19 protein-coding genes are annotated in these 19,996 nt (G+C 75.6%); 8 read left to right on the forward strand and 11 right to left on the reverse strand.

All coding sequences use genetic code 11. The features are described 5' to 3' along the window. Nucleotides 1–176 precede the first annotated feature (176 nt). The 4 genes from IE219_RS14645 to IE219_RS14660 form a co-directional block, all read right to left on the reverse strand. The gene (locus tag IE219_RS14645) at nucleotides 177–866 is read right to left on the reverse strand and encodes a response regulator (RefSeq protein ID WP_189977240.1); all 690 of its coding nucleotides are present in this window, start codon (nucleotides 864–866) and stop codon (nucleotides 177–179) included. Continuing rightward, entirely contained in the window at nucleotides 866–2,086 is a 1,221-nt protein-coding gene (locus tag IE219_RS14650) for a sensor histidine kinase (RefSeq protein ID WP_229849764.1), read from the reverse strand. The genes IE219_RS14645 and IE219_RS14650 overlap by 1 nt, the downstream gene beginning before the upstream one ends. A 141-nt stretch (nucleotides 2,087–2,227) precedes the next feature. Continuing rightward, nucleotides 2,228–2,509 (reverse strand): PspA-associated protein PspAA, encoded by a 282-nt coding sequence (gene pspAA / locus IE219_RS14655; protein ID WP_189977241.1) that lies wholly within the window; start codon nucleotides 2,507–2,509, stop codon nucleotides 2,228–2,230. 29 nt (nucleotides 2,510–2,538) lie between these two features. Next, nucleotides 2,539–3,336 carry a PspA/IM30 family protein gene (locus tag IE219_RS14660; protein ID WP_189977242.1) on the reverse strand — a complete coding sequence of 266 codons (798 nt, stop codon included), beginning with the start codon at nucleotides 3,334–3,336 and terminating at the stop codon, nucleotides 2,539–2,541. Between the two features lie 305 nt (nucleotides 3,337–3,641). Here IE219_RS14660 and IE219_RS14665 point away from each other — a divergent pair, with 305 nt between their 5' ends. From IE219_RS14665 to IE219_RS14675, 3 genes are all read left to right on the forward strand, one after another. Beyond that, the gene (locus tag IE219_RS14665) at nucleotides 3,642–4,244 is read left to right on the forward strand and encodes a DUF3043 domain-containing protein (protein WP_189977243.1); all 603 of its coding nucleotides are present in this window, start codon (nucleotides 3,642–3,644) and stop codon (nucleotides 4,242–4,244) included. Between the two features lie 65 nt (nucleotides 4,245–4,309). Then, nucleotides 4,310–5,086, forward strand: coding sequence for a class I SAM-dependent methyltransferase (locus tag IE219_RS14670; protein WP_189977244.1), 777 nt, complete (start codon nucleotides 4,310–4,312; stop codon nucleotides 5,084–5,086). Between the two features lie 199 nt (nucleotides 5,087–5,285). Next, entirely contained in the window at nucleotides 5,286–6,383 is a 1,098-nt protein-coding gene (locus tag IE219_RS14675) for a S1C family serine protease (protein ID WP_189977245.1), read from the forward strand. 63 nt (nucleotides 6,384–6,446) lie between these two features. Here IE219_RS14675 and IE219_RS14680 read toward each other — a convergent pair whose 3' ends face one another. Next, nucleotides 6,447–6,662, reverse strand: coding sequence for a hypothetical protein (locus IE219_RS14680; protein ID WP_189977246.1), 216 nt, complete (start codon nucleotides 6,660–6,662; stop codon nucleotides 6,447–6,449). A 91-nt stretch (nucleotides 6,663–6,753) separates the two neighbouring features. Between IE219_RS14680 and IE219_RS14685 the strand changes: the two genes are divergently transcribed. From IE219_RS14685 to IE219_RS14700, 4 genes are all read left to right on the forward strand, one after another. Continuing rightward, on the forward strand, nucleotides 6,754–7,956 hold the full coding sequence (locus IE219_RS14685; RefSeq protein ID WP_189977247.1) for a bifunctional adenosylcobinamide kinase/adenosylcobinamide-phosphate guanylyltransferase: 1,203 nt from the start codon (nucleotides 6,754–6,756) through the stop codon (nucleotides 7,954–7,956). Nucleotides 7,957–8,033: 77 nt separating this feature from the next. Then, nucleotides 8,034–9,113 (forward strand): nicotinate-nucleotide--dimethylbenzimidazole phosphoribosyltransferase, encoded by a 1,080-nt coding sequence (gene cobT / locus IE219_RS14690; RefSeq protein ID WP_189977337.1) that lies wholly within the window; start codon nucleotides 8,034–8,036, stop codon nucleotides 9,111–9,113. Nucleotides 9,114–9,224: 111 nt separating this feature from the next. Continuing rightward, complete coding sequence (locus tag IE219_RS14695) at nucleotides 9,225–10,985, forward strand: phosphatidylglycerol lysyltransferase domain-containing protein (RefSeq protein WP_189977249.1); 1,761 nt, start codon at nucleotides 9,225–9,227, stop codon at nucleotides 10,983–10,985. Then, complete coding sequence (locus tag IE219_RS14700) at nucleotides 10,982–11,692, forward strand: hypothetical protein (RefSeq protein ID WP_189977251.1); 711 nt, start codon at nucleotides 10,982–10,984, stop codon at nucleotides 11,690–11,692. Before IE219_RS14695 ends, IE219_RS14700 begins: the two co-directional genes overlap by 4 nt. Here the strand turns inward: IE219_RS14700 and IE219_RS14705 are convergent. Further along, on the reverse strand, nucleotides 11,632–12,396 hold the full coding sequence (locus tag IE219_RS14705; protein WP_189977252.1) for a hypothetical protein: 765 nt from the start codon (nucleotides 12,394–12,396) through the stop codon (nucleotides 11,632–11,634). The genes IE219_RS14700 and IE219_RS14705 overlap by 61 nt on opposite strands. A gap of 77 nt (nucleotides 12,397–12,473) precedes the next feature. Here IE219_RS14705 and IE219_RS14710 point away from each other — a divergent pair, with 77 nt between their 5' ends. Then, nucleotides 12,474–13,238, forward strand: a complete 765-nt coding sequence (locus IE219_RS14710; RefSeq protein WP_189977254.1) for an adenosylcobinamide-GDP ribazoletransferase — start codon at nucleotides 12,474–12,476, stop codon at nucleotides 13,236–13,238. A 189-nt stretch (nucleotides 13,239–13,427) separates the two neighbouring features. Here the strand turns inward: IE219_RS14710 and IE219_RS14715 are convergent, their stop codons facing one another. The 5 genes from IE219_RS14715 to IE219_RS14735 are packed head-to-tail and all read right to left on the reverse strand — an operon-like array spanning nucleotide 13,428 to nucleotide 19,980. Further along, entirely contained in the window at nucleotides 13,428–14,225 is a 798-nt protein-coding gene (locus IE219_RS14715) for an endo alpha-1,4 polygalactosaminidase (protein ID WP_189977257.1), read from the reverse strand. Continuing rightward, the gene (locus IE219_RS14720; protein ID WP_189977259.1) at nucleotides 14,222–14,839 is read right to left on the reverse strand and encodes a spherulation-specific family 4 protein; all 618 of its coding nucleotides are present in this window, start codon (nucleotides 14,837–14,839) and stop codon (nucleotides 14,222–14,224) included. Before IE219_RS14720 ends, IE219_RS14715 begins: the two co-directional genes overlap by 4 nt. A gap of 13 nt (nucleotides 14,840–14,852) precedes the next feature. Then, nucleotides 14,853–16,331, reverse strand: coding sequence for a hypothetical protein (locus IE219_RS14725; RefSeq protein ID WP_189977261.1), 1,479 nt, complete (start codon nucleotides 16,329–16,331; stop codon nucleotides 14,853–14,855). Continuing rightward, on the reverse strand, nucleotides 16,328–17,863 hold the full coding sequence (gene pelF, locus IE219_RS14730; protein WP_189977263.1) for a GT4 family glycosyltransferase PelF: 1,536 nt from the start codon (nucleotides 17,861–17,863) through the stop codon (nucleotides 16,328–16,330). The genes IE219_RS14725 and pelF overlap by 4 nt, the downstream gene beginning before the upstream one ends. A 32-nt stretch (nucleotides 17,864–17,895) precedes the next feature. Beyond that, nucleotides 17,896–19,980, reverse strand: coding sequence for a hypothetical protein (locus IE219_RS14735; RefSeq protein ID WP_229849758.1), 2,085 nt, complete (start codon nucleotides 19,978–19,980; stop codon nucleotides 17,896–17,898). Between the last annotated feature and the right edge of the window lie 16 nt (nucleotides 19,981–19,996).

Genomic DNA, 19,996 nt, shown 5'->3' on the forward strand with positions numbered 1-19,996 from the left:
GGGCGGCGGCAGCCAGATCCGAAAGACGCGGCAGAGCATGCCCCCCGGTCCCAACGATCGGCCATCCCCGGAGCGAATTCCTCGCCCCCCGGTTCCAGTTCGCCGCGGGGCGCGTACCGCGTCTGGAGTACGCCGGTCGGACGGGCCGTCCGCGCCGGGCGCGCGGGCCCGGCCGCTCACTCCCCCCGGGGCCGGACCAGGCCGCTCTCGTACGCGGTGACCACCAGCTGGGCCCGGTCGCGGGCGCCGAGCTTGGCCATGGCGCGGTTGACGTGCGTCTTCACGGTGAGCGGGCTGACGTCGAGGCGGTCGGCGATCTCGTCGTTGGAGAGGCCGCCGCCGACCAGGACCAGGACCTCGCGCTCGCGGGCGGTGAGGGCGGCGAGCCGGCCGGCGTCCACCCGTACGCCCGCGCCGGCCGGGTCGGTGGCGGCGCTCTGGGCGAGGAAGCTGGCGATCAGGCCCTTGGTGGCGGCCGGGGAGAGCAGGGCCTCGCCGGCGTGCGCGATCCGGACGGCGGCGAGCAGCTCCTCGGGCTCGGCGCCCTTGCCGAGGAAGCCGGAGGCGCCGGCGCGCAGCGACTCGACGACGTACTCGTCGACCTCGAAGGTGGTGAGCATGACGATCCGGACGGCGGCGAGGTCCGGGTCGGCGGTGATGGCGCGGGTGGCGGCGAGGCCGTCGGTGCCGGGCATCCGGATGTCCATGAGGACGACGTCGGGCCGTTCGCTGCGGGCCAGGGCGGCGGCCTGGGCCCCGTCGGCGGCCTCCCCGACCACCTCCATGTCGGGCTCGGAGTCGACCAGCACCCGGAAGGCGCTGCGCAGCAGTGCCTGGTCGTCGGCGAGCAGTACCCGGATCGTCATCAGTCCTCCCCCGGCTCCCGGGCGGTCCCGGGGGCCAGCGGCAGTATCGCCTGCACCCGGAAGCCGCCCCCGTAGCGGGGTGCGGCGGAGAGGACGCCGCCGAGGGCGGTGACCCGCTCGCGCATGCCGAGCAGGCCGTGGCCGCCGGAGGGCTCGGCGGGCGGGGCGGCGGCCGGGGAGCCGTCGTCGAGGACGGTGACCTCGACGGTGCGGCCCACCAGGACGACGCTGACCTCGGCGCGGGCGCCCGGCCCGGCGTGCTTGCGGACGTTGGTGAGGGCCTCCTGCACGATCCGGTACGCCGCCAGGTCCACGGCCGACGGCAGCGGCCGGCCGCCGTCGGCGCGGGCCAGCGAGACCGGCAGGCCGGCCTTGCGGAAGCCGTCGAGGAGTCCGTCGAGGACGGCGAGTCCGGAGACGGGTTCGGTGGGGGCCTCCGGGTCGCCGGACTGACGCAGCAGGCCGACGGTGGCGCGGAGCTCGTCGAGGGCGGAGCGGCTGGCCTCGCGGACGTGCGCGAGGGCCTCCTTGGCCTGGTCGGGGCGGCGGTCCATGACGTGGGCGGCGACGCCGGCCTGGACGTTGACCAGGGCGATGTGGTGGGCGACGACGTCGTGGAGGTCGCGGGCGATCCGCAGCCGCTCCTCGGCGACCCGGCGGCGGGCCTCCTCCTCGCGGGTCCGCTCGGCCCGCTCGGCGCGCTCCCGGATGGCGTCGACGAAGGCCCGGCGGCTGCGGACGGCGTCGCCCGCGGCGGCGGCCATGCCGGTCCAGGCGAAGACGCCGAGGTTCTCCTGCGCGTACCAGGGGGTGGGGCCGAAGGCCATGGCGGCGGCGGCCAGCGCGGTCATGGTGGCGAGGCCGACCCGCCAGGTGGTGGGGCGGTCGGTGCGGGAGGCGACCGTGTAGAGGGCGACGACGGCGCTGACGGTGACCGGCGCGGGCCGGTTCTCGCCGAGCAGCTCGACGAGGCTGAGCGAGCCGGTGACCGCGAGGACCGCGAACGGCCTGCGGCGGCGCAGCACCAGGGCGAGCGCGGCGGCGGTCATCATCACCGTGCCGAGCGGGGTCGGCGTGCGGTCCCCGAAGGTGGGTCCGGTGACGCTGCCGTGCGGGTCGGTGAAGGACGCCGCGATCATCGCGACGAGCACGCCGAGCGCCAGCAGCGCGTCGGAGGCGAGCGGATGCTCCCGGAACCGCCCGCACAGACGTGCGGCGATCCCGGCGGCGGGCGCGACGGGCGCGGACGGTCCGGTGAGAGTCACCAGGGAACGGTACGCGGCGGGGCGCCGCAACCGGGAGGGGGCCGCCGGGCGGGGACGGCCGGGGACGCGGACCGCCCCGCTCCGGGGCGGGTCCGGTCACTGCCCCGGGATCAGGCCGTCGTCCGAGAGCATGCGGCGGACCTCCGCCAGGGTGGCGTCGGGGGCGGGCAGGATGAGCTCCGACGGGGCGAGCACGTCGTCCGGGAGCGGTGTCCCGAGGCGGCGGACGGCGTCGAGGAGGGCGCCGAGCGTGCGGCGGAACCCCTCCTCGTCCCCCGATTCCGTCTCGCCGAGCAGTTCGTCGTCGAGCCGGTCCAGCTCGGCGAGATGGCTGTCGGCCAGCTCGCGCTGGCCCTCCCCCATGATCCGTACGATCATGACGCGTCCTTGCCGGTCGGCGGGCGCTCCTACTGCTTGTCGAAGCGCGGGTGGGACTGCTGCTGGTTCTGCTGCGGGGCGCCGGCCTGGCCGCCCTCGATGGCCTGCTGCTGGGCGGAGGGCCCGCCCGCCAGCTCGGCCTTCATGCGCTGGAGCTCCAGCTCGACGTCGGTGCCGCCGGAGAGGCGGTCCAGTTCGGCCTGGATGTCGTCCTTGGCGAGGCCCGACTGGTCGTCGAGCGCGCCGGAGGCGAGGAGCTCGTCGATGGCGCCGGCCCGGGCCTGGAGCTGGGCGGTCTTGTCCTCGGCCCGCTGGATGGCGAGGCCGACGTCGCTCATCTCCTCGGAGATGCCCGAGAAGGACTCGGCGATCCGGGTCTGCGCCTGGGCCGCCGTGTAGGTCGCCTTGATGGTCTCCTTCCGGGTGCGGAAGGCGTCCACCTTGGCCTGGAGCCGCTGCGCGGCGAGGGTCAGCTTCTCCTCCTCGCCCTGGAGGGTCTGGTGCTGCACCTCCAGGTCGCTGACCTGCTGCTGGAGCGCGGCGCGGCGGGAGAGGGCCTCGCGGGCGAGGTCCTCGCGGCCGAGCGCCAGCGCCTTGCGGCCCTGGTCCTCCAGCTTGGCCGACTGGCCCTGGAGCTGGTTGAGCTGGAGCTCCAGCCGCTTGCGGGAGGTCGCGACGTCGGCGACGCCCCGGCGGACCTTCTGCAGCAGCTCCAGCTGCTTCTGATAGGAGTAGTCGAGGGTCTCGCGCGGGTCCTCGGCCCGGTCAAGGGCCTTGTTCGCCTTCGCGCGGAAGATCATCCCCATACGCTTCATGACACCGCTCATGGGCTTCGCGCGCCCCCTTCTGACGGACTCGGCACCGGCTCTACGCAGGATCCACCCTACGGGCCCTGCTTCCATTACCGCACTGTTCGGAGCAGGATGCGCTCCTCCCCAAGGACGACTGGTGCCGGTGATCCCTCCCGCCGAAGGAGTAGGGCGGTCTCCGGGAGACCCCCCGCCACCGTCGGCGCGGCCCCCTTCCGGCCCCGCGCGTCCTCGTGTGCGTACCGGCTACGACGCCGGCTGTGAGCGGATCGTTCCCTCCCGGACTGGGGTTCCATGCCTGCCACCCCGTACGCTTGGGTTTTGTGTTCCGTAGCCGTTCGAAGGATGAGAAGGCCCCCACCGAGAAGGTGACGGCGGACCTCTCCAAGCAGCCCCGCGACCCCGAGGCCCCCAAGGGCCGCCCGACCCCGAAGCGGAGTGAGGCCCAGTCACAGCGCCGCCGAGCGCAGACCGTCCCGCTCGACCGCAAGGAGGCCGCCAAGCGCCAGCGTGAGGCGCGGCGGGCCGACCTGACCCGTCAGCGCGAGGCGCTGAACAGCGGCGACGAGCGTTATCTCCCGGCCCGCGACAAGGGTCCGGTGCGCCGATTCGTGCGCGATTTCGTCGACTCGCGCTTCACCATCGCCGAGTTCTTCCTGCCGATGGCCGTGGTCATCCTGGTGCTCTCGCTGTTCGGCAACACGAACCGCGGGCTCCAGAACATCTCGCTGCTGCTCTGGCTCGGCGTGATCGTGATGATCATCATCGACTCGATCGGCATCTGGATCCGGCTGCGCAAGCAGCTGGCCGTCCGCTTCCCGAACGAGCCGAAGCGCGGCGCCATCGCCTACGGCCTGATGCGCACGCTCCAGATGCGCCGCCTGCGGCTGCCGAAGCCGCTGGTCAAGCGCGGAGAGCGACCCTGACCGGGGACGGCTCGGCCTCCGGCGCGCACGCCTTCGGTGCGGACGCCGCCGGGACGGGCGGCCCCGTGCTGCCCGCCGTCGCCCACTGGCCCACCGGTCACGGCGGGCTCCGGGACACCATCCGGCAGGAGATCGTCGCGCGTCAGCTCGACGAGCGGATCACCGGCCGCTACCCGGTGGGCCAGCGGCTGCGGATCCTCGACGCGGGGATGGGCGCCGGTACGCAGGCGCTGCGCCTCGCCCGGGCCGGGCACACGGTGACCGGCCTGGAGGCCGATCCCGAGCTGCTGAAGACGGCCCGGGAGTCGCTGTCGACGGAGCCCGCCGGGATCCGCGAGCGGGTCCGGCTGATCGAGGGCGACGGCCGCGAGACCGGCGTCCACTTCCTGCCGGGCAGCTTCGACGTGGTGCTGTGCCACGGGGTGCTGATGTACGCCGACGAGCCGGACGCGCTGCTGGCGGGGCTGGCCCGGATGCTGGCCCCCGGCGGCCTGCTCTCCCTGGTCGTGCGGAACGCGGACGCCCTCGCCATGCGGCCGGGGCTCGCCGGGGACTGGACGGGCGCGCTGGCCGGCTTCGAGTCGGACGTCTACCAGGACGACGACGGGGTGAAGGTGCGGGCCGACCGGCTGGAGTCGCTGACGGCGACGCTGGCCGGGATCGCCGCGCCGCTGGACGCCTGGTACGGGGTGCGGGTCTTCACCGACGGCGTCCCGGCGGAGGCGGGGCTGCCCGCCGCCGAGGAGCTGGAGCGGCTGCTGGCCGCCGAGGAGCGGGCGGGCCGGACGGATCCGTACCGGCGGGTGGCGGCGCTGCTGCACCTGTGCGGCGTGCGGGGCTGAATCCGGAAGAGGGAACGAGCACGGCGGGAGGCCGGTGCGCCGGTGCGGCGCGCCGGCCTCTTCGCGTGGCACCTGCTCCCGGCCCGTACCCCTGCCCCGTCCGCCGTCCGGCACACCCGCCTGCGGGCGGCCGGGGCCGTACGCCTGATCGGCGGTGCCCACCGGGACGGACACAGGGGGCGGAACGGATACTCCGGACATGGACGTCTCCCGTACCCCGGACCCGGACGGCTCTCCCGTCCGCTCCCGCGCCCGGCGCCTCGCCCTGCCCCTCGCCGCCGGGGTCTGCGCCGCCGCGCTGACCGCCGGCTGCTCCGACGGCTCCGGCACCGCCGCGCCCGAGCGGTCCACCCAGGCCGCCCCGGCCCGCGCCGCCAACGACCTCCAGGACGACTACCAGGCCGTCATCAAGAACGTCCTGCCGTCCGTGGTGCAGATCGACGCCGCGGAGGGCCTCGGCTCCGGCGTCGTCTACGACGGGCAGGGGCACATCGTCACCAACGCGCACGTGGTCGGCCAGGAGAAGACCTTCAAGGTCACCGCCGCCACCGGCGGGCAGGCCGTCGCCGCCCGGCTGGTCGCCGCCTACCCCGAGCAGGACCTCGCGGTGCTTAAGCTGGACTCGGTGCCCGGCGGGCTGAGGCCGGCCGTGTTCGGCGACTCGTCGGCGGTCGCGATGGGGCAGATCGTGCTGGCCATGGGCTCCCCGCTGGGGCTCTCCGGCAGCGTCACCCAGGGCATCGTCTCCGCCACCGGCCGCACCGTCAGCGAGGGCCGGACCGGCGGCGGCACCGGCGCCACCATCGGGAACATGGTGCAGACCTCGGCCGCCATCAACCCCGGCAACAGCGGCGGCGCCCTCGTCGACCTCGACAGCAAGGTCATCGGCATCCCGACGCTGGCCGCCACCGACCCGCAGCTGGGCGGCGGCTCCGCGCCGGGCATCGGCTTCGCGATCCCCGCCTCGATGGTGCGGACCGTCGCCGACCAGATCATCAAGGACGGCAAGGTCACCGACTCGGGCAGGGCCGCCCTCGACATCACCGGCCGCACCGTCCTGGACGACTCCTACGAGCCGGCCGGGGTCGCGGTGGTGGAGGTCGAGGCGGGCGGCGCGGCGGCCGGCGCGGGGCTGCGGGCCGGCGACGTCATCACCCGGCTCGGGGACGACGACATCACCACCATCACCTCGCTCGCCGAGTCCCTGGCGGCCCGGAAGCCGGGCGACCAGGTGCCCCTGACGTACACCCGGGGCACCCAGAGCCACCAGGTGCGGGTGACGCTCGGCGAGATGTGACCGGCCGGGCACGGCAGAGGGGGCGGGACCCGGCGGCCCCGCCCCCTCCCGCGCGGCGCCCGGTCAGGCCTCCGCGCCCTCCGCGTCCAGCGACATCGGGCCGTAGATCTTCGTCCCGTCCTCGGAGAGCACCACCTGGTCGGCGCCGCCCGCGAGGAGGTCGCGCCAGTGCTCGCCCAGCCAGCTCTCGGCGTCTCCCTGGGTGGGGAACTCCTCCGGGGTCACCACCGGTACGACCTCCGTGCCGTCGGCCTTCTCGAACCGCCACGTCCACGCCATGTCCGCCTCCTGGGGCTCACGGGATGATCGGTTTCCTGCCCGCAGCGTAGCCGGGCGCGCACCCCGCGCGGGGGCGCGGGAGGATCAGGACGTGGAACTGACTCTGCTCGGCACCGGCGCCCCGCTCGGCCTCCCCCGTCCCGACTGCCCGTGCGCCGTCTGCGCGCGCTCCCGGGGCCCGCACGCGCGGGCCGCGACCGCGCTGCTCGTGGACGGGGCCCTGCTGCTCGACCTCACCCCGGGGGCGGCGCTCGCCGCGGCCCGCGCGGGGCGGTCGCTGGTGGGGGTGCGGCAGGTGCTGCTGACCTCCCCGCACGACGGGCCGCCGGTGGAGCTGCCGGCCGGGCTGCCGACGGCCGGGCGGGTGCCGGACGGCCGGGAGCTGACGCTGATCAGCGGGCACCGGGTGCGGGCGGTGCCGATGGACTCCCCCGGGACCGGCTACGAGGTGGTCTCGCCGGAGGGCGAGCGGCTGCTGTACCTGCCGCGCGGCGGGGCGCCGGCCGGGCTGCCGGAGCACCACCCGCGGCCGTACGACCTGGTGGCGGCGGACGTGACGGGCCGCCCGGAGGCGCTGGCCCGGCTGCGGGCGAGCGGCGCGGTGGGGCCGGACACCGAGGTGGTCGCCGTCCACCTCGACCACGACGCGCCGGCCGGCGCCGAGCTGGACCGGCGGCTGGCGGCGGCCGGGGCGCGGGCGGTGCCGGACGGGACGGTGCTGTACGCGGGCGAGTACCGCGAGCTGCCCCGGGTGCCGCGCCGGACGCTGGTGACCGGCGGGGCCCGGTCGGGGAAGTCGGTGGAGGCCGAGCGGCGCCTGGAGACCTTCCCCGAGGTGCTGTACGTGGCCACCGGCGGCACCCGCGAGGGGGACGCGGAGTGGGCGGAGCGGGTCGGGCTGCACCGGGAGCGGCGGCCCGCGTCCTGGCGCACCGCCGAGACCACCGACCTGGTGCCGCTGCTCGCCGGGGACGGTCCGGCGGTGCTGGTCGACTGCCTGTCGCTGTGGCTGACGGACGCCATGGACCGGGTGGGCGCCTGGGACGACGCGCGGTGGGAGGAGAGCGGCCGTGCGGCGCTGCGGGAGCGGACGGCGGAGCTGGTGGCGGCGGTGCGGGCGACCCGGCGGACGGTGGTGGCGGTGACCAACGAGGTGGGTTCGGGGGTGGTGCCGGGGACGGCGGCGGGGCGGCGCTTCCGGGACGAGCTGGGGCGGCTGAACGCGGCCTTCGCCGACGAGTGCGAGCAGGTGGTGGTCGTGGTCGCCGGTCAGCCGCTGGTGCTGCGCGGGTAGGGTGCTGATCCCGATGGCCCGTGCCGAAACTCGCTGATGTCACAAGGCGGAAACCTCCGATGGACCCTCTGCAGCCCCTGAATCTCGACGACTTCTCCGACCTGATCGAGCGCCCCGACGGCGGGATCCGGCGCGACGCCGAGGAGCGCCGGGAGCGGCTCGTCGTGCCGCCGGGCGCGCTCGGCCGCCTCGACGAGCTGGGCGAGTGGCTCTCCGCGGCCCAGTCGGCGGTGCGGGTGCGGGCGATCGGGCAGCCGAAGGCCGTCCTCTTCGCCGGTGACCACGGCGTCGCCGCGCTCGGCGTGTCGGGCCGGCCGGCCGGGACCGGGCACCTCCTGGCGCGGGCCGTGCTGGACGGGGAGAGCCCGGTGGCCGTGCTGGCGCGGTCGATGGACGTGCCGGTGCGGGTGGTGGACGCGGGTCTGGACTGCGATCCGGAGCTGCTGCCGGAGGCCGTGGTGCGGCACCGGGTGCGGCGCGGCAGCGGCCGGATCGACGTCGAGGACGCGCTGACCCCGGAGGAGACCGAGGCGGCGGTCCGGCTCGGGATCGCGCTCGCCGACGAGGAGGCCGACTCGGGCACCGATCTGGTGGTGCTTGGCGATCTGAGCGTGGGCGGCACGACGGCGGCGGCCACCCTGATCGCGGCGCTGTGCGGGACGGACGCCTCGGTGGTGACCGGGCGCGGCGGCGCCGGCATCGACGACCTGGCGTGGATGCGCAAGTGCGCGGCGGTCCGGGACGCGCTGCGGCGGGCCCGGCCGGTCCTCGGCGACCAGCTGGCGCTGCTCGGCGCGGTCGGCGGGGCGGACCTGGCGGCCATGACGGGCTTCCTGCTCCAGGCCGCGGTGCGGCGGATGCCGGTGGTGCTGGACGGGGTGGTGGGCGCGGCCTGTGCGCTGGTGGCGCAGCGGGCGGCGTTCCGGGCGCCGGACTGGTGGCTGGCGGGCCAGGTGTCCGGGGAGCCGGCGCAGGCGAAGGCGCTGGACCGGATGGCGCTCAACCCGCTGCTCGACCAGGGCGTCCATGTGGGTGAGGGAACCGGGGCACTGCTCGCGCTTCCCCTCGTCCGGGCCGCGGCGGCGCTCGCCGCCGAGCTGCCCGAGCGTCCCGAGCCGGCCGCCGAGGAGGCGGACCCGGCGGTCGAGGTGCTGTGACGGGGAGGGCGTCTTCCGATCGGTGAGGTCCGGGGGCGGCCGTCCGCGACGCGCGGGCGGCCGTCTCCGGCGTCGCCGCACGGCCCGGAGTGCCCCATATGATCGCTTTTCATGGGAGAGGTCCGTTTGTCCGCCGAAGGAGCGCCCCGGGGCACCGAACGATCGCGGCGCGGTGCCGCGTTCGCCGTCTGGTACCTCCGCGTCGTCACGTTCATCAATTTCCTGAGCGCCGTCTGGGTCTCCTTCGGGCAGGACCTGCGCCGGCACAACGCGAACGACTACTTCACGCCGTACATGCTCACCGCGGGCTTCGCCTCCGGCGTCTTCACCCTCTTCCTCGCGATCACCATGCGCCGCCGCAAGCGGGCCGCCTGGATCCTGAACACGGTGCTCGCCGGGCTGTTCCTGCTGCTCTTCGCGGTGGTGATGATCCTTCCCGAGATCCGGCGGCACCCGCAGAACTGGATCTCGCTGGGCCTCACCGCCGCCTTCTTCGCCGCCCTGCTGCTGGGCCGCAGGGAGTTCTACGCGAAGGGCGACCGGTCCAACCCGTGGCTGGCGGCGGTCGTCGCGGCCGGCGGCCTGCTCGTCACCTCGCTGCTGGCCGCCCTCCTGGTCACCGCCACCAACACGGCCCCCGGCCACGCCGGCTTCCTGGAGCGCTGGCGGTACGGCGTGATGCGGCTGGTCACGCTGGCCACCGACGACGGCCGCTTCCCCGCGATCACCACCCCGGGCTGGGTGGACGTCGTCATCAACGTGATGTCCACGCTGCTGCTGTGCGCGGTCCTCTTCGCCGCCTTCCGGTCCCGGCGGGCGGTGGACCCGCTGACCGCGGAGGACGAGCGGCGGCTGCGGGCCCTGCTCGACAAGCACGGCGACCGCGACTCGCTCGGCTACTTCGCACTGCGCCGCGAGAAGAGCGTGATCTTCTCGCCGAGCGAGAAGGCGGCCGTCGCCTACCGGGTGGTGGGCGGGGTCTCGCTCGCCTCCGGGGATCCGATCGGCGACCCCGAGGCGTGGCCGGGGGCGATCGAGCCGTGGCTGGCCGAGGCCCGGGAGCACGGCTGGATCCCGGCGGTCATGGGCGCGGGCGAGGAGGCCGGGGTGATCTACGGGCGGCACGGCCTGGACGCGCTCGAACTGGGCGACGAGGCGATCGTGGAGACGGCCGACTTCACCCTGGAGGGCCGGGCGATGCGCACCGTCCGGCAGGCGTTCAACCGGGTGAAGCGGGCCGGGTACGGGGTGCGGATCCGGCGCCACGAGGACATCCCCGCCGACGAGATGGACGCGCTGCTGCGCAAGGCGGACGACTGGCGGGACGGGGCGACCGAGCGGGGCTTCTCGATGGCCCTGGGCCGGCTCGGCGACCCGGACGACGGGCGCTGCGTGATGCTGGAGTGCACCGACGGGGACGGGGAGCTGCGGGCGCTGCTCTCCTTCGTGCCGTGGGGGCCGAAGGGGCTCTCGCTGGACCTGATGCGCCGGGACCGGGACTCCGAGAACGGGCTGATGGAGTTCATGGTGATCGAGCTCCTCCAGCGGTCGAAGGAGATCGGGATCACTCAGGTCTCGCTGAACTTCGCGATGTTCCGCTCCGTCTTCGAGCGTGGCTCGAAGCTCGGCGCCGGTCCGGTCCTGAGGCTGTGGCGCTCCCTGCTCGGCTTCTTCTCCCGCTGGTGGCAGATCGAGTCGCTGTACCGGGCCAACGCCAAGTACCGACCGATCTGGGAGCCCCGTTTCATGCTGTTCGAGAAGAGCGCGGACCTGCTGCGCATCGGCCTCGCGGCGGGCCGCGCCGAAGGCTTCCTGGAGGCCCCCGGGCTGCCGAAGTGGCTGCACCGCAGACACCTGGCGGGCCGGCGTTGAACCGGTCCGTCCGCTCCTGGGCCGGCCGGGAGTGGGGGCCGCTGTGCACCACCCTGCGGACCGCGCTGGTCACCCGGCGGTGGCGGGCCGTCCCGATGACGCTGGCCGCCGTCTGCCTCACCTCGCTCTTCCAGCTCGTGCAGAACCAGGACTGGGGGTACGGGCCGGTGCAGGCGATCGGCTCGGTGCGGGCCGAGGACCCGCTCTGGCTGTCGCTGCTGCGCACCCCGCTCTCGCTGTTCGTGCCGGCGCTCGACCTGCCGGTGTGGGGCGCGCTCGCGCAGGTCCTGCTGGTCTTCGGGATCGCCGAGATCTGCCTGGGCCGGTGGCGGACCCTGGGGGTGGCCTATCTGGCGACGCTGGCGGGGACGCTGTACGCGCGCGTGGGCATCGCCCTGGGCCCGGACTCGCCGCTGGGGCTGCCCGCCTCGGACGCCCTGGTGGTGGACACCGGCCCGTCGGCGGCGGTGGTGGGCCTCGCCGTCTACGTCTGCTGGCGGTACCGGGCGTACGCGACGGGCTCGGCGGTCGTCCTCGCGATGGTCGTCGAGGTGGTGATCAAGCCGAACCTGGCGGGGAAGGAGCACCTGGCGGCCATCGCGGGCGTGCTGGTGCTGATGGCGGTCGTCCGGTGGCGGGAGCGGGGTCAGGACGGGGTGGAGCCGCGGCCGGGCACCCGCTCCTGGAAGCCGCCGATCAGGTCCTGAAAGCGCCGCCGCAGCCGGGTCCACCGCTTGTCGTGGCGGTACGCGCGCAGCCGGGAGCGGGCCCGCGCGCGGGGGCGGCGGCGGTAGAGGCGGCGGGCCCACCAGGAGCCGGGGCGGGCCAGCCGGACGGCGCCGACGAGGGCCACGAAGGGCACGAAGACGCCGATCAGGGCCATCCGGAGCTTGCCCTTGACGAGGGTGACCAGGGCGAAGAGGAAGTTGAGCAGCAGGGTCAGGATGAAGGTGGTCCGGTCGGCGCGCTCGCCGGAGGTCATGTCGTCGACGCCGAGCGGGGAGAAGCCGCTGAGCGCGAGGAGCATGAGGGCGGCGGTGAGGACGACGACCTCGACGCTCTGGCGGCCCTCCTCCGACCAGTACACGTCGTCGAGGTGGAGGATCAGCGCGAACTCGTCGAGGACGAGTCCGGCGCCGACGCCGAAGACCACGGCGAAGGCGGCGGCCCCGGCGCCGTGCCGGCCGCTGGCGACCGCGCCGAAGCCGCCGAGGACGGTGAGGACCACGCCGGGCACGACGTGATGGATGTGGAGCCCGCCGGAGGAGACGTTGCGGAAGGGTCCCTTCCCGGCCCGGATGAGCCGGGTGACGGTGCGGGTGACCAGGAAGGTCAGAACGAAGGAGGCCAGGGCCAGGAGCATCGGGAGCTTGCCCGGCTCGACGATGTTGCGGGAGAACCAGTGACCCATGCCACCCCGTTCCGATACGCCCGACAAGTCCCTTTCCTGGCAATCTACCGTCCGGTCACGGCGATTACCCTGCCCGGATGGACGGCCTGCGTTTCGCCTTCGGCACCCTCACCGTGTTCCCCGCCCGCATCACCCGCTGGGACCGGGACGCGGCGCGCGCCGGCATGCTCTGCGCCCCGCTCGCCGGGCTCGCCGTCGGCCTGACCGCCGCCGCGGCCGGCGGGGTCCTCCTCCCGCTCGGCTCCGGGCCGCTGGTCGCCGCCGTCGTCTCCGTCGCCGTCCCCGCCCTGCTCACCCGGGGCCTGCACCTCGACGGCCTCGCCGACACCGCCGACGGCCTCGGCAGCGCCAAGCCCGCCGAGGACGCGCTGCGCATCATGAAGCAGTCCGACATCGGCCCCTTCGGCGTCATCTCCCTGGTCCTCGCCCTGCTCGCCCAGGTCGCCGCCGTGTCCGAGCTGTACGGGGCCGGGTGGGCGCGCGGCGCGCTCGGCGTCGTCCTGGCCGCCACCGTCGCCCGGCTCGCCCTCACCCACGCCTCCCGGCACGGTGTCCCGGCCGCCCGGCCCGAGGGGCTCGGCGCGATCGTCGCGGCCACCGTCCCGGTCCGCGCGGCGACCCTCGCCACCGCCGCCGTCCTGCTGGCCGCCGCCGCCGCGGGCCTGCTGCTCTCCCCGTACGACGCCGTCCGCGCGGTCCTCGCCGCCGGCGCCGGCCTGGCCGCCGCCGCCCTGCTGCTGCGCCGCTGCGTCCGCCGCTTCGGCGGTGTCACCGGCGACGTCTTCGGCGCGCTGGCGGAGGCCGCCGCCACCACGGTCCTGCTCGCGCTGACGCTGGGCTGAGCCGGGCACGACCTAGGTCGTGTCCGGAAAGTCTCGCCGTGCGCCCGGAGGGCGCGGTCCGCGGCGTCCGGTGCGTGCTCTCGGCGTGCCGGCCGTGATCCCCCGTACTGGATGTACTGGGGATTTCGGCCGGTGCGGCGAGAGTGCGTGCCGGGCGTCGCGGGCCAGGCGAGACTTTCCGGACACGCCCTAGCAGGGGCGGCGCCAGGCGTCGAGCTCGTACCGCTTGAGCATGGAGGAGAGGCCCAGTTCGCGGGCGTGCGGGCAGAAGCGGGCGGTGGGCAGTTCGTACTCGGCGTGGAAGACGGCCTTGCCGGCGGCGACGAAGGGGGCGAGGCGGTCGCACTCGGCGTACTGGGCGCACTGCTCGTTGACCGCGAAGTCGACGTCGGGCAGGAGCTGCGGGATCTGGTCGAGGTCGTTCTTGAGGCCGACGGCGAGGCCCCGGTCGTGGGCGAGGCGGGCGATCAGGCGGTGGTAGCGGAGCTGGTCGGCGGCGGTGAGGGGGAAGCCGGTGCGGTTGCGGTAGCCGTCCATGTTGTCGGGCTCCACCGCGTCGAAGCCCTTGTCGCGGCACATGTCGAGGCGCTTCGCCATCAGGGGTTCGAGGACGTCGGTGCGGCGGATGTCGAGCCACCGCTCGCCCTCCCAGCCGTTGCCCTCGCCGAGGACGGCCTCGGGGAAGCGGTCGGCGTCGGGGCGGAACTCCTCCCAGGCGCCGGTGGAGAGGTAGCAGATCACCTTCCGGCCGCGCCGGTGCAGGTCTGCGACGGTGGCGGCGGGGTGGTCGAAGCCGTCGATGTCGTAGACGGGGACGTCGACCGCGGGGTCGAGGCGTCCGCTGAGCTGCCACTGCCAGGCGAGGCCGGGGGCGGGCCGCCAGTGCCCGCCGTCCGGCGACGGCTTGGGGTCGGGGGCGGGCGGGCCCGCGCAGGCGGTGGCGAGCAGCAGCAGGGCGGCGAGGAGGGGCGGGAGGAGGCGTCTCACCGGGCGGGCTCCGGGAAGTGCGGCAGGGTGCCCCAGGGGTGGGCGCCGGTGCCGGGGACGGCGCAGTGGACGTCGGTGGCGGGGCGGAAGCCGGGCGGGGCGGCGTAGACGAGGTGGCAGTAGTGCGGGGCCACCGGCAGGTCGAGGGTGCGGTAGGCGTCCCACGGGCCCTCGAAGGTGACGAGGAGGTCGGCGAGTTCCTCGTAGCCGGGGTCGGGGTGGGCGCCGTGGTTGAGGACCAGGGTGGCGGCCCCGGCGGCGCGGGCCGCGACCGCGAGCCGCCGGTAGTGCGGCAGGGCGGCGGGCGCGGTGGAGACCTGGTCGAGGAAGGCGCCGTCCGCCCCGTACCAGTCGCGGTGGCGGAGCAGGTCGGCGACGACCTCGGCGTGCGGGCGGCGGCCGTAGGCGGTGTCGGCGTAGCCCAGGACGCGGACGCCGGCGGCGCGCAGCCGGTCGGCGGCCTCGGCGAAGGCCGGGTCGGGGGCCTCGCCCGCGCCGTCGGCCGGGTTGAGGATCACGCCGTGCAGGGACGGGGCCGCCCCGGTGAGGGCCGCCCACGCCTCGGGCCGGTCGGCGGGGTGCTCGTAGAACGGCACCAGGAGGGAACGGGACACGGTGGGGCTCCCCCTAGGGGCGGTGGGCGGTCGGTCGTACCAGCAGAACACGGCTGAGGACGGCCAGCGCGGCCGCCGCTCCCCCGGCGGCGAGCGCTCCGGCCGCCGGGTCGAGGGTCTGCGCGGCGGCGGCGAGGAGGCAGACGGCGGCCGCGCCGAGGACGGCGCCGAAGGACTGGAGCAGCAGTCCCAGCCAGAGGACGGTGCCGACCAGGAGCAGGGTCAGCAGCCGGGCCGGGTCGGGCCGGGGGTCGCCGGGTCCCAGCGGGGCCGCGGCGAGGGCGAGCAGGAGCAGCACGGTCAGATAGGCGCCGAGGCAGAGGACCAGGGTGCCGGTGGCGGCCCGGCGGAAGGCGCGGGCGGTGGTGAGGGTGCGCAGCCGGGTGAGGCTGCCGCGGCGGAAGCGGTGCAGGAGCCATTCGGCGGGGCCCATGGAGAGGGTGAGCGCGACGACCGTGCCGGCGCCGGCGGCCAGGGTGGTGCCGAGGCCGGTGTGCAGCACGAGGAGGCCGCTGCCGAGGCCGAAGAGGCCGTACGGGACGGAGTCCGCGAGCGGGGGTCCGCCGCGTCCGGCGGCGCCGCGCGCGGTGCCGGGGCGCAGGGCGCGGGCGGCGGCGAGGACGGCGGCGGCGAGCGAGAGGGCGGGCAGGGCGGCGCGGAGCGGGTCGGGGAGGTCCCAGCGGAGGGCGGGGAGGGCGCCGAGGAGCGGCAGCAGGGCGGTGAGCAGGGCCCGTTCGCGGCCGAGGACGAGGAGGACGGTGGCGGCGGCGAGGTAGAGCGCCTGTCCGGCGGCGAAGACGACGGCGGGGCCTTCGCCGCCGGTGGCGGCCGCGAGGGCGGCGGCGGTGCCGGCGAGGGCGCCGGCCGGGGCGCCGGTGAGCAGGGCGCGGGCGGCGGCGGGCCGGTCGCCGAGGCCGAGCCAGGTGTGGGCGCGGTGGGAGAGGACCTGGTTCCACGTCCAGCCGGTGACGGCTCCGGCGAGCAGCGGGACGGTCCCGGCGGGCAGTCCGTACCGGCCGGGCTGTCCGGCGAGGAGGGGTCCGGCGAGGACGTGGGCGAGGCCGGGGAGGGCGAAGAGGAGGCCGCGCAGCAGGCAGGCGGCGAGCCCCTCGGCGGAGGCGGCGGGGGCAGCGGGTCCGGTCGGGGCGGGGGCGGGGTGGCGCCGTTCGACGCGGGCGTAGAGGTCCTCCGCGAGGGCGAAGGAATCGTTCCTTCCGTAGGAGAGGCGGATGTGGTCGTCGGTCATCCCGTCGGATTCCAGGAGGGCGGCGACCTCGTCGGGGTGGACGGCGGCGGCGACGAAGTCGTCGAGCCGGTCGGCGAGTTCGTCGAGCGGGTCGGGGGCGGTGCCGACGGGTGAGCCGCCGTCAGGTGAGGGGGTGTCGGGGGCGGTACCGTCGGGGGCCGGGGCGGTGGGCCGCCGCCGGGGGCGGGGCGGGGCCGGCAGCGGCGGGGTGGCGGCCGGGGGTTTCAGCCAGAGGGAGCCGCTCATGCCGGGGTGCCTTCCGGGACGCGGGCCGCGAGGCGGCGGGGGGACGGGATGCTGACGCGGAGCGGGGGCTCGGCGGGGGTGGCCGGGCCGGTGGGCGCGGCGAGTTCGCGGTAGATGCGGCGGAAGCCGTCGACCGAGCGGTGCAGGGTGAACTCGTCGATGACGCGCTGCCGGGCCCGGCGGCCGAGTTCGGCGCGGCGGGCGCCGTCGCGCAGCAGGGCGGAGACGGCGGCGGCCATGACGGCGGGTTCGCGGGGCGGGACGACGACGCCGGTGTCGCCGACCGCCTCCCGGACCCCGCCGACGTCGGTGGAGACGGTGGCCCGGCCGCAGGACATGGCCTCGATGAGGGAGAAGGGGAAGCCCTCGCTGATCGAGGAGAGCATGACGACGCTGCCGGCGGCGTAGGCGGAGGGCACGTCGGAGACCCGGCCCTCGAAGGTGACGCCGTCGGCGACGCCGAGTTCGGCGGCGAGCTTCTCCAGGCGGGTGCGGTAGTCCTCGTTCCCGGCGGGGACGGGGCCGAAGAGGCGCAGGCGGAGCTCGGGGAGTTCGGCGCGGTTGATCGCGTAGGCCCGCAGGAGGGTCTCCAGGTCCTTGATGGGGTCGATCCGGCCGCACCAGCTGAGGGTGGGCACCGCGGGCTCGGGTCCCGCCTCGGGGAAGCGGGCGGGGTCGACGCCGTTGTAGACGGTGCGGATGCGGTCGGCGGGGGCGCCGCCGCGCTCCTCCCAGCGCCGGTTGTACTGGTTGCAGGGGGTGATGAGGTCGGCCTGCCGGTAGCCGAGGGAGTTCAGCTCGCGGTAGAAGGCGAGCATGAGGGCCTTGACGGGCCAGCGCTGGGTCTCGGTGCGGTAGCCGAGGTAGCGCTCGCGGAGGTAGATGCCGTGCTCGGTGAGGAGGAAGGGCACGCCTTCGAAGTGCTGGGCGGCGAGCGCGGGCAGGGTGGCGAGGCCGCTGGAGACGGCGTGGGCCACGCTGCCGTCGGCTATCCGGGCGCCGAGCGGCCGCAGGGCGTGTTCGAGGAGGTCGGTGGCGGTGAGGGCGTCGTCGACGGTGGGGCGGGCCGCGCGCGTCGGCAGGTGGGGCATGGTCCAGATCCACATGAGGGAGCGGAGGGCGGCCTCGGAGCGCAGCGCGGGGGTGAGCCGGCCGTCGCGGGCGAGGGCGGCGAGTTCGTACAGGCCGGGGGCGAGGTCGTGGCCGGCGTCCGGGTCGAGGAGGGCGAGCAGGACGTGCTCGTAGGCGGCGAGGAAGCGGCGGCGGTCGCGCCCCCGGGGGGAGCGGCGCGCGCGGCGGGGCGCGGCCGGTCCCCTCGGGTGGCCCCAGAGGGGGAAGGCGGTGTGCCGGGCGATGTTGGGCGGCAGCTCCCAGGTGACGGGTTCGCGGCCGCTGCCGGTGAGGGCGAGGATCTCGAAGGTGACGTCGGGCATGCCCCGGACGAGTTGGTCGCACCAGGTGCTGACGCCGCCGTGAACGTGCGGGTAGGTGCCTTCGGTGAGCATGGTGACATGGCGGCCGCGGCTCGGCATGTGCGTTCCCCCCAGAACGTGCTTGCTGCTGGTCAGGCGGTCGGGAGCTGGAGTGTGACGGCGGTCTGGAGCAGTTCGGGCGCGGTCCAGGCGGAGCGGGCGCCGGCGTAGGCGGTGCCGAAGGCGGTGGTGCCGAGGAGGAGCCGCTTGCGGGTGCCGTCGGGCGCGGTGAGCGGGATCTGGACGCCGGCGGGGGCCTGGACGGTGACGGCGGTGCCGATCCGGTAGGCGGTGACCTTGCCGGCGGCGAGGGCGGCGTCCCAGGCGGCGCGGCGCTCCAGTTCGGCGCCGGCCTCCTTCTGGCGGGGGTTCTCCAGCGGGGTGTCGGCGGCGAAGAGGGCCCGGTAGTCGGCCAGGACCTTGTCGAGGACCGGGTAGAGGAGGCGCTCCTCGGCCAGGTTGGACTGGTGGACGTAGTGCGGCCGGGGGTCGTTGCCCAGCACGTGGGAGAGGGCGGTGCGGGCTTCCCTCGGGACGATGTACGAGGCGTAGCCGGTGGCCGTGTCGAGGGGCGCGGGCAGGCAGGTGGAGGCCGGGTTCGACTCGCAGGCGCCGCTGCCGCCGTCGGCGCGGGAGGTGTAGATCCAGTTGTACTCGTCGGCCATCTCGGCGGCGGTGCCCACGTTGTAGTACACGTTCATGGGGTGCCGGGGGACGGTCTTCGCGGCGCCGACGGCGCGCTGGGCGGGTTCGCGGGAGTTGTCGCTGCCCGTCCACTTGACGCCGTTGTCGGCGAGGGCGCCGGCGAGGTGGGGGTTGTCGGCGGGCTGCTGGGGCAGGGTCCTGAGGCCGGAGTGCTCGCCGGTGACGAGTTCGGAGCGGTCGACGGAGACGCCCTTGCTGGCGGCCCAGGTGAGGTTGTCGCGGATCTGGGCGGAGAGTTCGGCGCGGCCGACCCAGCGGGTGGCGCCGGAGGCGTCCTTCGCGCACTGCCAGGGGACGGTGGTGTCGTCCTGGACGCAGCCGAGGTAGGGGTGGGTGTAGGTGTGGTTGACCCAGCGGTAGCGGGCGCGGTCGGCGATCAGCCGGGCGGCGAGCGGGTCGGTGCCGCCGTGCTCGGCCTTCCACTGCTCGCCCTGGCCGCCGTTGTAGACCATGTCGAGGGTGAAGCCGGACTCCCGCTGCCAGGCGGCGGCGCGGGCGGCGTCGTCGGCGGTCATCCGGATGGGGTTCTCGGTCTCGCCGCCGCCGACGCAGTCGAGGTCGCCGGGGGTGCAGTCGCGGACGGTGTCCCAGCGGGCGTCGGGGGCGAGGACGTCGTCGACGTGGACGGAGAGGTAGTTGCGGCTGCGGCCGAGGTGGATGCCCTGGGTGAGCCATTCGACGATGCCGCGGGCGAGGGCGCGGAACTGCCGCTGGTACTGGTTGTAGGCGAAGGTGACGACGAGTTCGCGGCGGCCGTCTGCGGTGTACTCGCCGATCAGGCTGGCCCGGCCGCCGGCGCCGTCGGGCAGGTCGAGGTAGCTGGTGTAGCCGGGGCGGGGGCGGCCCGCGTAGCCGTAGCTCTCGGCGATCGCGGGGTCGTTGTCCTCGAAGGCGAGGGCGCCGGCGAGGTAGCCGAAGGGGCCGGCCCTCCCGGCGGGGGTGACGCCGGCGGTGGCGCCGTCGAGGACGCCGGACCAGCCGCCGTCGGAGGTGTAGTCGAGGCCGACGCCGGGGTGGGCCCAGGTGTAGGCGTCGACCTGCGGGATGCCGAAGGTCCGCTCGTACGCCTGGAGGGCGGTGTGCTCGGCCGAGTCGGGGCCGAAGGCGGCCTCGTGGGGCAGGACGACGCCCTGGTACCGGGCGCGGGGCCGGCCGCCGACGGTGTCGCTGAGGAAGGCGGGGGTGAGGACGGGGCGGCCGGGGTCGTTCAGGTCGACCGTGCGGTACGGGACGCCGGAGCCCTTCAGCTCGGCGGTGATCGCCTCGACGGCGCTGCCGCCGTCGTCGACGACGAGGACGGTGAGGTCGATCCGGGGCGCGGGGGCCGTGGCGGCCTGGGCGGACGGGACGACGGTGGCGAGGAGCGCGGCGGCGGCGAGGACTCCGGCGGTGCGGGCGGCGCGGCGGGGCGCACCGCCGTTTCCGGCCTTCCTCGGCGCGGCCGCGGGCGTGCGGGATCTCTGGGCGTGCATGGTGTGGTGTCCCCCC

The sequence above is a fragment of the Streptomyces termitum genome (genome assembly GCF_014650175.1).
Lineage (GTDB): Bacteria > Actinomycetota > Actinomycetes > Streptomycetales > Streptomycetaceae > Streptomyces > Streptomyces termitum.